Origin of the sequence: Dactylosporangium sp. CA-152071 (genome assembly GCF_050936335.1) — a bacterium.
Lineage (GTDB): Bacteria > Actinomycetota > Actinomycetes > Mycobacteriales > Micromonosporaceae > Dactylosporangium > Dactylosporangium maewongense.
In genome coordinates, this window is sequence record NZ_JBNJMZ010000001.1 from 8,862,949 (window position 1) to 8,878,169 (window position 15,221).

Consider the following 15,221-nt stretch of genomic DNA (forward strand, 5'->3'; position numbering starts at 1 on the left):
GCCGGCGACCACGGCCGGACCGTTCCGAGTCCGCGGTGGTGGTGCGAGTCGTCGTATCCATTGTGCTGCGCACACCCCTTCACCCGATCGGTGACCATGGTGCGGGGCAACGCGCAGGAACACAACTCCCGCACTGAGACTACATCTTTGAGAAAAGCCCGCGTAACGAGTCCTCCGGAGGCCCGGTATCTGGGATGCGCTCAGCCGCACGCTACCAGCAGGCTCAGCAGCGCGCCCAGCTCAGCCACGTGCCCGGGATGCCGCGTCTTCTCGTCCTCCATCTTGCCGATCCAGTCCATCCGGTCCTGGGGCGTGAAGTCACACCGCACCGCGATCGCCGCTTCCTGCGCCTGCTCCCAGTCGCCCGCCACCACCATGGCGATCAACTCGTGGACCTTCTGGTCCAGTACTGCGCCCGGTGCCTGCTGGATCGGCTCCTCGGAAGCGCCGGGGGTCTCGGCGTGCGGCTGCTCCGGCTGGTCCTGCTGGTCCTGCACGACCAGTCGCCCATCGGTGTCGACGACGATCGCCGCCAGGGTGGTCCACACGTTGTCCGGGACCGTCACGCCCGGCGTCCCGCTGACCACGATCGTCCGGCCGGGTTCCGGGCCGGCCGGCACGTCCGGGCGCTGCGTCCCCTCCGGCAGGTCGGCCGGGTGGGCCCACAGCGCATCGGGGTCGGAGGCGTCGAGCACCCACCCGGCCGGGAGGCGGTACGTGTCCGGTGTGTCGCCGGCGATCAACCCGTGTGGCAGCGGGACCCGGGCCGCCCGGGGCAGCACCAGCATGATGTCCGCGAGCGGCGCGATGGTCGCGATCCCCTTGCGCGTGTACGGAACGAGCCGGTTGCCCAGCTGGACGGGCGGGGCCCCGCGACGCGGTGCGGTCATCAACCGCACCGGTACAGGAAGCTGCGCGTCGAGCGTCGCCGCCAGGTCCAGCGCCGTGCTCAGCGATTCGGTGTGGCCCAGGTACAGGATCATCGTGGACAGGCGCGAGGCCGGGAGCTGCTGCAGGTAGCGCACGATCCGGTGGGCCGGCAGGGCCGGGTCCACCAGGAGCGTGGTCATGCCCGGGCGCGCCGGGACCTGGTCGAGCTCGCGGCCGTCGAGGATGTTGCCGATCCTGCCGAGCCCGAAGCGGTCGGGGCCAAATCCGTGCAACGCCAGACCTGGTGGCAGCGCCGAGCGCAGCGCGACGTCGTCGAACTGGGCCCACCAGTCACGCTTGCCGACCGGCGGCGGGGCATCCACGTGCAGGCGCACCGCGCCAGCGTCGCGGTGAGCGCCCAGCTCGGCGAGGATCGTGGCGACCCGCGCCTGCACGGCGGCTGGAACCGCCGGGCCGCCCACGAAGACGGTCGTCGGACGGCTCGGCGCGCTTGCCAGGCCTTCGATCGAATCCTCGATCGCCGTGTCGTCCGGGGGCAGCACGGCGATCGAGGAGCCGGTCGCGTCGAGCACCCACCCGTCCGGCAGTTCGTACCGTCCCGGCCGGCCGAGGGGCTTGAGCCCGTGCGGGGTGCGCGTCCCGCGCTTCGGCAGCACCTGGTAGTGCGTGGCCGTCTGCGGGAACGTGTCCACCGTCCCGGTGGGCAGGAGCGCGACGGGAACCAGGGAACCGTCGGCGTCCGGTTGCCGTGTGAACCGGTCAGCCGGAACGACGAGCGTGGCCCGCCCGAGGTACCGCTTGGTCCAGGCCACCATGTCCCTGGCCAGCTGCCGCCGCTCGGGATCGGCGTGGACGAACAGGCCTTCCTGCAGGTGCGGCGGCAGCGCCGCGAGCAGTGTGCCGACGTCGTGGAGCAGGTCGGCGCCGACCGAGCTGTCCAGGATCACTCCCGGCCGCGGGCCGTGCAGGGCCACGGAACTGGCCTGCGGCTCCAGCCCGGATCGGCTGACCACGACGGAGCCGTCGTCGAGCGTGTCCAGCCGGAGCGGTGACCCGGGCCGCAGCCCGTCGAGCAGTGCCCCGTGCAGCGACCGCGGGTCGCGGCCGAGCTCGTCGACGAGCACGACCCGGACGGGGACGGCCTCGGCGATGCGGTCGGCGAGTGACCTGCCGTCCGGGCCGGGGGCCCGCGCCGCCGGATCGGTGAACACGACCGTGGTCGGCCAACCGGTGGCCGGGCTCAGCAGTTGCAGCAGCTGGTCGAGACCGAGCCAGCCGGCGTGGCTGTCGACGAGGCCGCGCTCGGGGTCCACCGCGCCGGTGAGGAGCACGGTCCGGCGCTCCTCGCCGCCGCCCTCCCTGGCCTCGTCGCCGGGCCAGGCAGACGTGGCGGCGAACGCGAGCAGGGCGGAGGCCTTGCTCAGCGGGGTCCGCAGGTCCGGCAGCCACACCTCGCCCATGTCGGCGAACCGCAGCACGGCGTGTTGGACGGCGACGGTGAGGAACAGCTTGCGCCGCCGGGCTTGCTCGTCCGGTGGTACCGGCGGCTCCGGCGGCACCGGCGGAAGTTCATGCAGCCATTCGTCGGCGAAGTCGCGGCTGATCTGGTGGAGGAACGTCGGCGGCAGCGGCGACTCGCGGATGAGCCGCTCGAAGGCGCGCACGCCCTCCAGTACCTTGTCCGGCTCCGCCGGCGGCTGCACCGCCGCCTCCGACAGGTCACCTGCCGGCTCGGGGACTGCTGTGGACCCGGCTGATACGGATTCCAGGTCCGCCAACGTGGTGCTGCTGGCCGACGACGGCGTTACGGCCACGGATTCCGGGTCGGCCACGGATTCCAGGTCCGCTACGGACTCCGGGTCGTCGCCCAGGGACTGCGGGTCCGCGACGGCGGTCAGGTCGATGATGTTGTCCACCCGCGGTGGGATGCCGGTGGCCGTCTCCTTGACGGCGTCAAAGCGGCGCAGCACCCGATCCACCAGGCGCCGCACCTCGCTGTCGTCCAACGCGACCGTGACCATCCCCGAGCTTCCGCCGGAACGGTCGTGCTCCGCCCGGTACGCCAGCCGGACCTCGGCGTCGAAATCCCCGACGATCTCGTGCAGCTGCTCCGCTGACGGCTGCCACCCCTCGTGCTCAGCCTCGGCGCGACGGGCCTCGAGCGCATCGTCGAGCACCGTCCGAGCCTCGACGACCGCATCCTCCGAGGCCTGCCTCATCGGCTCGTCAGGCGTTGCGGGCGGGAGTGTCGGCAAGTCTTCGGTGAAGCGGTCGACCCGCTCCTGCACGTCGGAGAGGAACGCGACCACCGACGACCGGACGCGGTACACACCGAGCGAGCCGCCGGACGTCTCCCAGACCTCGGCAGATCGGGCCTGGGCCAGTCGCCGCAGCCGCTGTCGTTCGGCGTCCACGCGCGCTTCGGCACGGACGTCGAGCGGGCCGAGCCGTTCGACCGCGTCGGTCAGCGCCTGATCGGCCCGTTGTTCGGCGCGACGCCACGCCGCGGTATGCGTGAGCAGGGCAGCCAGCTCCCGGCGGATGTCCTGCTGCGACAGCACCGCGCTGTGCGGGCTGAGCCGGGGACTCCGGCCGCGGTTGAGGTCCGCGAGTCGGCCGATCCACGGCGCGCTGATCGCGTCGACGAGGTACTGCGGCAGGCCGTCGCTGCTGGCCTGGTCGAGGATGCCTCGCAACTGCCCGGCGGCGTGCTCGCGTGCGGCGACCTCGCGCGCTTTCGCGAGTGTGTCCGCGTCGAGGTCGCGCTGGACGAGGCGCCAGCGTTCCTCGGCGGTGCGCCATTGCGGGGAAGCCTCGCCGGCATCGTCGACACGGCTCCACACATCGCCGTAGGCGCGCTGCCCGGCCTGCTCGTAGTACCGCCGCAGTTCCGTGCGTCGCCGGTCGGGCAGCGCGCGGATGTCATCGGTCGCGGCGAGCTGTTCGAAGTCCGCGGCGAAGTCCGGCTGGTGCTCCTCGGCCAGGGTGGCGGCCCGGATCCGTTCGGCGTACCGGCGGAGCAAGGCCTCATCGCCGCTCGCCGTCGGTGTGGTGTCGGCCTGTGGTGGGGTGCCGGTGGTTGTCTCGGTGGTGGTGTCGAGGTGGTGGAGTGCCTGGTTCACCAGGCGTTGGATTTCGCTTTCGTCGAGGGCGACGGTCACCTGGCCGGGGTTCCAGCCGGAGCGGTCGTATTCCGCCCGGTATGCCTGCCGGACTTGGGCTTCGAAGTCGCCGAGGATTTCGTGCAGCCGCTCGGGTGGGAGTTGCCTTCCTTGCTGTTCGGCGTCGGCGCGGCGGGCTTCGAGTGCGTCGTCGAGGACGGTGCGGGCGTCGAGGACCGCGTCGTCCAGGGCCGGCCCGATGCGCCGTTCCCGGTCGAGGACGAACAGTTCCCGTTCGGCGTCGTCGCGGATGCGTTGGGCGGGGACGCTGCTTGTGCCGGTCACGGAGGGTGCCAGCGCTGTCGTCAGGCGGGTCAGGTGGGGGGCGAGGGCCGTTTCGATGTCCGTGGTGGACAGTCCGCGATCGGTCCACCGCTGCACGACCGGCGCCAGCATCCCCTCAGCGGCCTCGGTGCGGGCAATCCGGTACGCGTCCCGCTCGATCGTGGCGCCGAGGGCACGCAGTGCCGCCGGGCGGTCGCCGAGCGCGGCCGCGCGCGCCAGGTACGTCCCGCGCAGCTCCTCCCGTGCAGCCGGGGAAAGGTCGCGCAGCGCTGGGCCGTGCAGCGCCAGCGTGTCGAACGTTGCAGCGTGCTGCTCGGCGGCCCGGTACGCCGCGTCGAAGCGCTGCCAGACCTGTTCCAGTGCCTCGTCGTACCCGGCTCCGGCGGCCCGGGCGACGGCATCGTCGAAGTCCCCGACGATGGCCGACAGCGTGGCGACATGGAGCTGCCAGGCCCCGGCCGGCAGCGCCCCGATCCGCTGGCGCAGCCCGGCCTCGAGGGCTGTATGACCGGTCCGCCATCTGGTGACCTGCTCCAGCAGCCCTGGCGGCTCGGCTTCGCCCGGCCGGGTGAGCTGGACGAGTGGAGCGTCCGGCCGGGTCCGGATCGGAGCGCCGGCGTCGTGGACCGGCGCACGCCGGGCGGCGTCGACGCCCGTGGCGAACAGGTCCGCCGTCGGTGTGGTGTCGGCCTGTGGTGGGGTGCCGGTGGTTGTCTCGGTGGTGGTGTCGAGGTGGTGGAGTGCCTGGTTCACCAGGCGTTGGATTTCGCTTTCGTCGAGGGCGACGGTCACCTGGCCGGGGTTCCAGCCGGAGCGGTCGTATTCCGCCCGGTATGCCTGCCGGACTTGGGCTTCGAAGTCGCCGAGGATTTCGTGCAGCCGCTCGGGTGGGAGTTGCCTTCCTTGCTGTTCGGCGTCGGCGCGGCGGGCTTCGAGTGCGTCGTCGAGGACGGTGCGGGCGTCGAGGACCGCGTCGTCCAGGGCCGGCCCGATGCGCCGTTCCCGGTCGAGGACGAACAGTTCCCGTTCGGCGTCGTCGCGGATGCGTTGGGCGGGGACGCTGCTTGTGCCGGTCACGGAGGGTGCCAGCGCTGTCGTCAGGCGGGTCAGGTGGGGGGCGAGGGCCGTTTCGATGTCCGTGGTGGACAGTCCGCGATCGGTCCACCGCTGCACGACCGGCGCCAGCATCCCCTCAGCGGCCCCGGACGCGGCGGCGAGCTGCTGGACTGCCGTGTCGAAGCGCTGCCAGACCTGTTGCAGTGCCGCGTCGTAGCCGGCGCCGCCGGCGAGGGCGACCGTCTCGTCGAAGTCCCCGACAATGACCGACAGCGTGGCGACGTCGATCGGCCGCGCTCCGGCCGGCAGCGCCCCGATCCGCTGCAGCAGCCCGGCCTCAAGGGCGGTGTGGGCATCACCGGGCGTTCGGCTCCCCGCGACGGTGCCGCTCCGCCACCTCGTGACCTGATCCAGCAGAGCCGGCGGCTCGGCTTGGCCTGGCCGGGTGAGCTGGACGAGCTGTGCGTCTGACCGGGTTTCGGCTGGGGCGCCGGACTCGGGTGCGAGCATCCGCCGGTTGAGGTCGTCGCTCATGGCGATCAGACGTTCGGCGAGGTCCCTGCGGGCGGCGGCCGGGTCGGGCGCAACGCTGCGGGTGTCGTGAACGGCCGAGGATGCGAACGCGTCACCGTGCTCGCGCTCGTGCGCCAGCCAGGCGTCGACGTCGACGTCCCGGCCGCCCCACACGTCGTCGTACTCCCGGATCCAGTTCGTCCGGAACTCGTCGGCACGTTCCCGGACGATCGCCTCGGGCAGGCGATCGCCGATGCCCCTGGCGTCGCCGACCCGGTCGAAGGTACCCCGGGCGCTGACTACCTGCTGGACGAGATCCATCTCGTGAGCGAAGCGCAGGTGCACATCGCCTGGCAACGACCTGATCACGGACTGCCACCCAGCCTGGCTGACCGGTGGGCCGTCGAGCATACCGTCGAGCTGTGCGGCGTACTGGCGCCACACTCGTTCCCGCACCGCGGCGTCGACCTCGCCGTCCCGGTACTCGAGGCGCCCCCGCCAGCGGTCGTAGGCCTCGGAGTACGTGCGGCGGAACTGCGCGACCCGGGCCGCGTCGAGCTGGAACCGTTCGGGTGCGGCGGCGAACCTGGCGCGCAGCTGCTCCTCGGCACTCCACGGCAGCGCCTCGTGCTCGTCGAGCCCGCGCGCAACCTCCGGCCGGGCCGCTCTGAAGTCACGCAACGCCTGCTCGAACGGGCCGTCCACCCGGCCGCCCGGATCGTACGAACTCAACCGTGTCATCTGCTGCAACGCCTGCTCGAACGGGCTGTCCACCCTGGCGTCCCGATGCGACGATCTGATGTCGAGCTGCTGGTACGCCGCGTCGATGCGATCGCGGTACGAACCGGCGGGCATCCTGCTCGCCCAGTCGGCGGGCGGGAGACCCGGATCGGCGTCCCTGGCCATCCGGACGGCCTCGTCCGACACCACGCGGCGCAGATCCTCGGACCAGGACGTGCCGAACCGCTGCGCGTCCGGGTTCGCATCGAGCCAGCCGGTGAGCTCGCGGTCGAACCGGGCGAGGAGCGCGTCGGCCCGTCGTTCGACGGCCAGCTCGGCGCGCAGCCTGCCGTCCACCGTTTCGGCGATGGAACGCACGGGCAACTCGCCGGCCGGCGTGCCGGTCCGCAGTTCCCGGTCGGCCGCATGTCCCGCGGCCGTGCGCAGGTCGTGCTCGAGGTCGCCGAGGACCCGCTCCCGCCCGGCCTGGGACAGGTCCGGCGCGGGGTCGTCGCCCGGCGCGGGGCGCACCACCCGCTCGACCACTGCCTGCCAGTCCGAGCCGTACTCCGCGTCGCCGAAGTGCCGGTGCACGGCCAGGTCCCCGTCGAACGTCGCCTCCAGGCCGGCGACCAGATCGCGTTGGCGCTGCTGCCAGGCCCGCTGCCGGACAGCGTCGCCCCGCGTGGCCGGCTGGGACACGTCACGGGTCGCCACGTCGCCGACGGCATCACCGAACCCGTCCGGCCGCGACGGGACGACGGGCACCTCCCGCGGCGGCGTCCAGTGCTGGCCGAACATGTCGCCGGTGTCGCGCTCCATGTCCAACCAGCGCCGGATGTCGGTGCCGGTCGGGTCCTCAAACGTGTCGCGGTGGGCGGTGATCCATCGTTCCCGGAACCTGGTGGCGAGCTCGGTGAGACGGTCGTGCGCCAGGTAGCGGCCGCCGTATTCGGAGACGTGCTCGTCGAACACCCTCCCGGCGACCCGGAGCTGATCGGTCAGCACCTCGTCGGCGTCGAACCGGTCACCGAGGTGGGCGGTGTGCTGCTCGAGCTGCTCGTCCCAGGCCCGCTGTACATCGCGGCCGCGCGGCCGTCCGGTCCCGTAGAGCCCTTCATGCTGCTGCCAGTGCTCGCGGAACTGCGGCTGCAGGCGCGCGAACAGCTCGTCGAACACGCGGACCGCGGCGCCTTCGCCGGCGACGTCGAAACGACCCTGCTGGTGGCCCACCACGCGACCGCGCAGGTCCGCGATGAACCGGAGCTCGTCGAACACCGTGACGCCGAGCCGCTGGAACTCGGCACCGTCCAGCGTCGAGCGCAGCGCGCCGCCGGGCCCCTGCTGCTCCTGCAGACGTCGGTACACGTCGGAAACCCCGTCGACGAACCGGCCGCGGGCCTCGGCGACAGTGTCGGGGAATCCGTCGAACTCCCGCAGCAGTGCCAGCCGCTGCGGCGACACGGTGCCCAGATGTGCCGCTTGTCGGTCGAACTGCTCGCCGGCGGTACGGCGCAGCCGCGCCAGATTGTCGGCGTGCTGGAAACGGTCCGGCAGTTCGTCGAACAGCCCCCCCAGGTCACTGCCGTCCTTCGGGCGCACGTACGGCAGTTCCAGTTCTATCTGCAACGCCACGCGCAGGTCCTGCTCGAAGGTGACTCTGGTCTCGCCCGCCCAGACCGGGTCGCCGCCGGGCCCGCGCAGGTACGGTGCTGTGTCGGGGCCGTGCGAGGTCTGCTCGTTGAACCGCCGCCACTCGCCCAGCGCTGTATCGAACCGGCCTAGCTGAGTGTCGACCTGCCGCTCGGACGCGACGCGCTCACCGAGGCCCCAGCGCTGCGCGTGCTGCGTGACGGCGTACGCGAACCGCCGCTCACCCCAGCGTGGCGTCGCGCGGACCTCCCGCCCGACGTGGGAGACGAACTCCTCGGAGATGCGGTGCAGCGTCTCCGGCGACACCGTCAGCCGCCCGTCGCTGCCGGTCAGCAGATCACGGGTGTACGAGGCGGCTCGATGTTCGTACTGCGCGACCTTCGTCTCCAGCCGCATGCTGTTGTTGAGGTTCTTGAACAGCTGCTGTTCGGCCCGGGTCCACTGTGGATCCTGTTGCCCTCGCCTGCCCGGCCGGGCGCCGACGTGGTCGGCCACCGCGCCTCGCAGATCGGCGTCGAACCTGTCGAACAGGTGACCGCGCAGTTCCTCCGACACCGGCCGGCCCCGGGCCGCCTCCTGCCGGGCCCACTTGTCGATCCGCGCGTTCGCGTCGTCACGGAGTCGTTGCTCCTGCTGGACACGCCGCTCGATGGTGATGTCGTCGCGGAGCTGATCCTGCAGCTGCTCCCGCCGCGCCTGCCAGTGCTGCTGCTGCCGTCCCTCGGGGGAGAGCGGCACGGAAGTGGAGGTGTCGAGGTCGAACCGTTCGGCGAAACGTGACACCCGGGCGCCGTCCGGCACGTGGGTGCCGGCGTCGGACGGGTTCGTGATGTTCGGCTGGTCGGCCCGAGGCGCCGGCACCGGCTGTCCGAGCGTGGTGTTGTCGAGGTCGAACCGTTCGGTGAAGCGCGGCTGGCGGGGCGTCCGGGTGCCGGCGTCGGACGGGTTCGTGGTGGTCGGCTGGTCGGTCCGAGCCGGCTGTACCGGCTGTACCGGCTGAACGGGGTTGTCGGGGCTGAGTGCTTCGATGGAGCGGGGTTGCCGGGTGTTGGTTGGCGTCTGTGGGTTGGTGCCTGGCTGGGTGGTGTTTTCCGGCCGGCGGGTTGTCGGTGCCGGCTGGATGGGGGTTTCGAGGTTGAGTGCTTCGATGGAGCGGGGTTGCCGGGTGTTGGTTGGCGTCTGTGGGTTGGTGCCTGGCTGGGTGGTGTTTTCCGGCCGGCGGGTTGTCGGTGCCGGCTGGATGGGGGTTTCGAGGTTGAGTGCTTCGATGGAGCGGGGTTGCCGGGTGTTGGTTGGCGTCTGTGGGTTGGTGCCTGGCTGGGTGGTGTTTTCCGGCCGGCGGGTTGTCGGTGCCGGCTGGATGGGGGTTTCGAGGTTGAGTGCTTCGATGGAGCGGGGTTGCCGGGTGTTGGTTGGCGTCAGCGGGTTGGCGCCCGGCTGGGTGGTGTTTTCCGGCCGGCGGGTTGTCGGTGCCGGCTGGATGGGGGTTTCGAGGTTGAGTGCTTCGATGGAGCGGGGTTGCCGGGTGTTGGTTGGCGTCAGCGGGTTGGCGCCCGGCTGGGTGGTGCTTTCCGGCCGGCGGGTCGTCTGTGGGTTGGCGCCCGGCTGGGTCGTGCTCTCCGGCAGGCGCGTCGTCTCCACTGGCTGCACCGGCCTCGCCGGCTTCGGCTCCGGCGCGGAGTGCACCGGCTCCGGACGCGGTTCCGGGCGGATCACCGGCCCGGTCCTGGGCGGTGGTGTCAGGTTGGTTTCCGAAGCCGTGCGCCGCAACGGCGGCACGTCCCCAGCCGGGCCGCCGCCGGACCCGCGCGCCAACGACGGCGCCGGCTCACCCACATCGCGCAACACACCCTCAGAACCCACCCGCCGCAACGGCGGCACCTCCACGTGCGGCTCAGGACCCGCACGCCGGGGAAGGACCGGGCCACTGTTGCCGTCCAACCGGAGCGGCGGCAGCAGTGACCTGTCTCCGAGCGGGACCGGACCACCGGTGCCCGCGCCGGTCGGCGTGCGCTCACCGAAGACATCCGGCGTCCGGTCACCCGGCGGGCGCGTCGTCGCCTCCGGGAGCGAGGTCTTCGGCACCGACACATCATCGACGGACTTCACCGTTTCAGGTGTCTTGCCCAGACCGGCACCGTCGCCGATCTGATCCGGCACGGGCGGCCGCTTCCCGTCGGCCAGCCCCGTCGGCACCTGATCAATCTTGACGTTCACAGGCTTTCCCGCGTGCCCGCCCGACCCGGTCACGTTGCCCGGCGCCCGGAATCCGGTGCTCTTCCCGCCGATGACTCCACGCCTGTACCCGTCGAGGCCGAGGACGCCGAGGAAGGCCCCGACACCGATGCCGACGCCGGCGGTTTCCCAGTCCACGAAGTCGCTGAACGAAAGGCCGGTGTTCGCCGCGTGGAGTCCGGGGACCCCGACCTCGAAGAAGACGCTGCCCGCGGTGCCGAGCGTGACGCCGGTGATGAGGCGGGAGGCGAAGTCAATGGTTGCCGGGGACAGGAAGCGCAGCTGCGACAACACGTAGGACACGGCGCGGACGGCAAGCTCGAAGACCCTGGAGATGGCTGTGGCGAGAGCAGTGATGGCCGGCGCGGCGAAGAACAAGAAGGTCAGGACCAGCGATGCGATGGCCATCCCGAGTCCGAGCTTCTCCGCCTCCGCCCGGCGCGTGATCTCCTCGCGGATCTGGGTCGCCATCTTGCGGACCTCGGTGCCCATCTGGTCGCACTGTTCAGCGGTCTTCTGGTGCGCATCGGCGACGCTCTGCGCCGCTCGACTCGCCTGGTGATGCGCATCCCCGGTCCAGGAGATGCCGTCCACGGCCGGCACCAGGGACTGCGCGATCCAGCGCAGGTGCGAGGCCAGCAGGTGCCACCGGTCGGCAAGCCGGTCGAGCGCAGCAGGGTCCGGGTGCAGCACGTCGGCGTGCCGGGGGTCGTAGGTACCCACGTCTGCCGCCTCTCAAGAAACCGTCCGTCACCGCGCCATTGCCATCGCAGGGTCGGCTGCTGCGACAGTAAGCGAACGTGCTGAGACCGAGGCAAGCCCACGTTCACCGAACGCTGTGGTCGCCCGGAAAGGGACCTGGCGCGTCATACGGTCGCGGACCGATGGTGACAGGACACTCGGGGTCTGATCGAAGGTTGTGGACAGATGGCGGAACCGGAACAGCAGCTGCAGCCAGTCACCCCGCCTGTGTTGAAACAGATCCAGGACTTCGCAAGCACGATCGTCGTTGCGAGCGAATCGGGGTCCGGGTCGAAAATGGACCCGTCCACGCCGGTGCGCCGGGAGCTGTCGGTGAGCCCGGGCAGCATCCGGGACGCCGTGACGTCGCTGCTCGGGGCGACCCGCACGGGTGTGGACGCCTACGAGGACTTCCGTGCGTACCTTCCGACGGTCAAGGACTGGGTGTTCGCTGTGACCGGCCCGGAGCACGTCGGCCCGGACGGCAGGTATCCCGTGCTCCCCGAGACGTTCGAAGAAGCCACGATCCGCAACATGTACACCTCGTACCCGACCAGCACCAGCACCGCACCGACCAACGTCAGCACGCACCCGTCGGCGTACTACTTCGGCCTGCCACAGGATCAGATCGACGACTGGAACATCAACCAGGACAACCTGCTGCTGGCCGCGGCCGACACGATCCACCTTGCGGGCAACTTCATCGCGCTGCTCGACCAGGCCGCGCAGCTGTATGCCAAGGCCGACCACAACGCGACGATGCCGCCGCCGAACGCCTGACAGCCCACCCGAGGGACGGCGGTCAGTCCGGGTCTGTCAAATTAACGGTGGAAGTGTTGTTCAGGTTTGGGTTTCGGTAGTCGGGGTTGTCTATGTGCGGGGGTTGGAGAGGCGTCCGTCGAAGGTGATCTCGAAGGCGTTCAATGCCTGTTTCCAGCGGTTGGACCAGCGTTGCCGGCCGCGGCCGGTGGGGTCCAGGGACATGACGGTGAGGTAGAGGATCTTCATCGCGGCCAGCTCGTTGGGGAAGTGGCCACGGGCGTTGACCGCGCGGCGGAACCGGGCGTTGAGACTCTCGATGGCGTTGGTGGTGCAGATGATCGACCGGATGTCGGTGTGGAAGGCCAGGAACGGCACCATCTCCGCCCAGGCGTTGGTCCACAACCGGACGATCGCCGGGTACTTCTGTTCCCAGGTGGCGGCGAACTCGGCGAACCGGTCCAGGGCGGCCTGCTCCGACGGCGCGGTGTAGACCGGCTTGAGCGCGGCGGCGATCGCGGTCCAGTCCTTGCGAGAGGCGTATTTGAACGAGTTTCGCAGTAGGTGCACGATGCACGTCTGGACCACCGTGCGGGGCCAGACGGTGGCGACCGCGTCGGGCAGGCCCTTCAGCCCGTCGCAGACGACGATGCACACGTCCTGGGTGCCGCGGTTGCGGATCTCGGTCAACACGCGGAGCCAGCTGTTCTGAAGCACATGTCAAGGGCCTGTTGGGCGTGTTTCTCCGACCTGACGTGATGGCCAGGTTGTTGATCTCTATGGCCGGAGTGGTGCTGGGTGCGTGGCGGCGTTTCCGGTGCGGTGCTTACTCATGTAGTCGCGTTCGTGACGCTGGCTGTTGTGCGCACTCGCGTGAGCGGAAGAGACCGGACGTCTTGCTGGCTACGCAGTCCAGGCTCGGCTGCTGATGCTTGACGACGTCGCTCCGGCCCCTGCCACCTTCGGCCTTGCGGTCGTGCCGCAAGGAGACTGCATCCGGTCGACCCCGGGGTTTATGGTGGCTGCTGAGACCGGTTACGTCGCAGCGGTCGCCGGGTCGGCGGCCATGGCGGACCGGTCTCGCCGCTGACGGCCGGAGGTGCTGGCTGCCCACTTGGCCGGGTCGTAGGGCTGCTGCGATCGGATCACCGCGAACGCAAGCCGGTGGGCGCGGTGCGCCACGGCGATGGCGGCCACCATCGGCTTCTTCCCCGCGTCGACCAGCCGGCGCTTGTAGGCGGCGAAATCGTTGTGGTGCAAGGCGATCCCGGTGCCCAGGGCGATCATCGCCTGCCGTAACTCGACCGAGCCGACCTTGCTGATCTTCACCTTGGCGGTGCGCCGTCCAGCCGACTCGTAGCTGGTGGGGGCCAGACCGGAGTAGCGGTAGGCCGCGCCGGCGTTGGCGAACCGGGCGGGATCGCCCAGGGCTGCGCCGTAGTAGGAGGCGGTGAGTGTCCCGACGCCGGGTATCGAGGTCAGCACCCCGGCGGGTGTGTCGGGCAGCAGCTGCGCCAGGCGCTGGTCGCAGGCGGCCAGGTCGCGTTGCAGGGCGTCGAACACCTCGACCTCCGCGGCGAGCAGTCGCGCTGCGGCGGCGCGTTGCGCGTCGGGCACGCACATCGCCTCGCCCGCCGCGGCGATGACCTGGGCCGCTTTCGGGCGGGTCATCCGCACCTGACGGGATCGGGCGTGGTGCACCAGTTCCTCGGCGCTCATGGCGGTCACCCGCGCCGGGTCGGGCAGCGTGGCCAGCAGCATCCGCAACGTCTTGGCCTCCAGGCCGGTGGTGAAACACCCGGTCAGGCCCGGGAACGCCAGATCGGCCAGGGCGTGGACCTGGCTGCCCAACGCCTGCGCGGCGGCCAACTTGCGCCGGCGGTGGGCCACCCATACGACCTGCTCAGCCATCGCGCCGTCCTGGCGGTGCAGCGGCCAGCCCTGCCCCCGCACCAGCAGCTCGACCATAGCCGTGCAGTCCCGCACGTCGGTCTTGACCCGCGCAGCTCCGAGCTGAGCCCTGGCCATCTTGACCTGGTACGGGTTCAACTCGACCACGTCGAACCCGTTGCTGCGTAACGTGGTGGCGAGAGCTTGGTGGTAGTGCCCGGCGGCTTCGATGCCCACCGCACGCTTTCGGCACCCACCCGCTGCCGCGTAGCGGCGATAGTCGTCACGAGCTTCCCAGCGCCGGAGACGGTGAGGTCGAACTCGAACGGCGCAACGATGATCTGTCCATAGTGGTCAGCGACCAGAGCCACCGCGGTGCGCTTACCGACGTCGACCGGGACCACCAGACAGCGCTGCGGCGCCAGATCACGGATGCGATCCACATAGCCAGCCTGAGCGACACCACCGGCGAAGCTCGCCATATCAACCTCCTTCAGGGGAAAGATCAGCCCACTCTCCCAAAGGAGCGGTCCCGGACCTGGGACCTACTATGAGAACTTGGCGCCCTCACCGCCGTCGCCGGCCCACAACCCCAGGATGTCCCGGGTGCCCTCGACCGTCACGGCCAGGGCGACGTAGATCGGCCGGTTCGCGACCTTCCCGTCCCGGATCTTCACGTGGATCGCGTCGAGGAAGATCGCCGGGTAGACCGGGTCCAGGGGCCGGTTCTGCCACTCCGTCATCCCCTCCACGACCTTGTCGGTGATCGTGGAGATCGTCTGCCGGGACACATCCGCGCCGTACACCTCGGCCAGATGCGCCGACACCTCCCCGGTGGTGAGCCCTTTCGCGGTCAACGAGAGGACCAGATCGTCCACACCGGACAGCCGGCGCTGCCGCTTGCGCACGATCTGCGGCGTGAACGACCCGTCCCGGTCCCGCGGCACGTCGAGCTCGACCGGTCCGGCCTCGGTCAGCACGGTCTTGACCCGCCGACCGTTGCGGGCGTTACCAGAGGACGTGCGGCCCGCACGCACGTGCTTCCCCGAGCCGAGATGCGAGTCCATCTCGCCCTCCAACGCGGCTTCCAGAACCCGCTTCGTCAGCTGCTGCAACAGACCACCCTCACCGACCAGGCTCACACCCTGCGCCCGGGCCTGCCCCGCCAACCGTGCGATCAGGTCATCGTCGACCAACCCGGCCAACCCCACGTCATCGGCCAGCGGCTGCACATTCGCGTCTGCGGTCATCGTCATCTCGGTGTCCTCTTTGTCTGAGTTACACCGTTAAATTTACAGTCCTGACCTTTTTACAGAC

At 70.6% G+C, this 15,221-nt stretch carries 4 protein-coding genes and 2 pseudogenes; 1 reads left to right on the plus strand and 5 read right to left on the minus strand.

The features are described 5' to 3' along the window. Positions 1-200 precede the first annotated feature (200 nt). Positions 201-11,237: a hypothetical protein gene (locus tag ACQEVZ_RS39900; RefSeq protein WP_433376389.1), complete on the minus strand. Its 11,037-nt coding sequence runs from the start codon at positions 11,235-11,237 to the stop codon at positions 201-203. Between the two features lie 315 nt (positions 11,238-11,552). Between ACQEVZ_RS39900 and ACQEVZ_RS39905 the strand changes: the two genes are divergently transcribed. Beyond that, positions 11,553-12,035 carry a hypothetical protein gene (locus tag ACQEVZ_RS39905; protein ID WP_433376392.1) on the plus strand — a complete coding sequence of 161 codons (483 nt, stop codon included), beginning with the start codon at positions 11,553-11,555 and terminating at the stop codon, positions 12,033-12,035. Positions 12,036-12,125: 90 nt separating this feature from the next. On the opposite strand, the pseudogene ACQEVZ_RS39910 reads toward ACQEVZ_RS39905, so the two are convergent. The 4 genes and pseudogenes from ACQEVZ_RS39910 to ACQEVZ_RS39925 all read right to left on the minus strand — a co-directional run. Then, positions 12,126-12,716 (minus strand): annotated as a pseudogene (locus ACQEVZ_RS39910) (IS256 family transposase); the annotation flags it as partial. 333 nt (positions 12,717-13,049) lie between these two features. After that, positions 13,050-14,141 (minus strand): IS110 family transposase, encoded by a 1,092-nt coding sequence (locus tag ACQEVZ_RS39915; RefSeq protein ID WP_433376395.1) that lies wholly within the window; start codon positions 14,139-14,141, stop codon positions 13,050-13,052. Next, positions 14,060-14,386 (minus strand): hypothetical protein, encoded by a 327-nt coding sequence (locus ACQEVZ_RS39920; RefSeq protein ID WP_433376398.1) that lies wholly within the window; start codon positions 14,384-14,386, stop codon positions 14,060-14,062. Before ACQEVZ_RS39920 ends, ACQEVZ_RS39915 begins: the two co-directional genes overlap by 82 nt. Before the next feature lie 72 nt (positions 14,387-14,458). Then, positions 14,459-15,154, minus strand: a pseudogene (locus tag ACQEVZ_RS39925) (IS256 family transposase); the annotation flags it as partial. Positions 15,155-15,221: the final 67 nt, after the last annotated feature.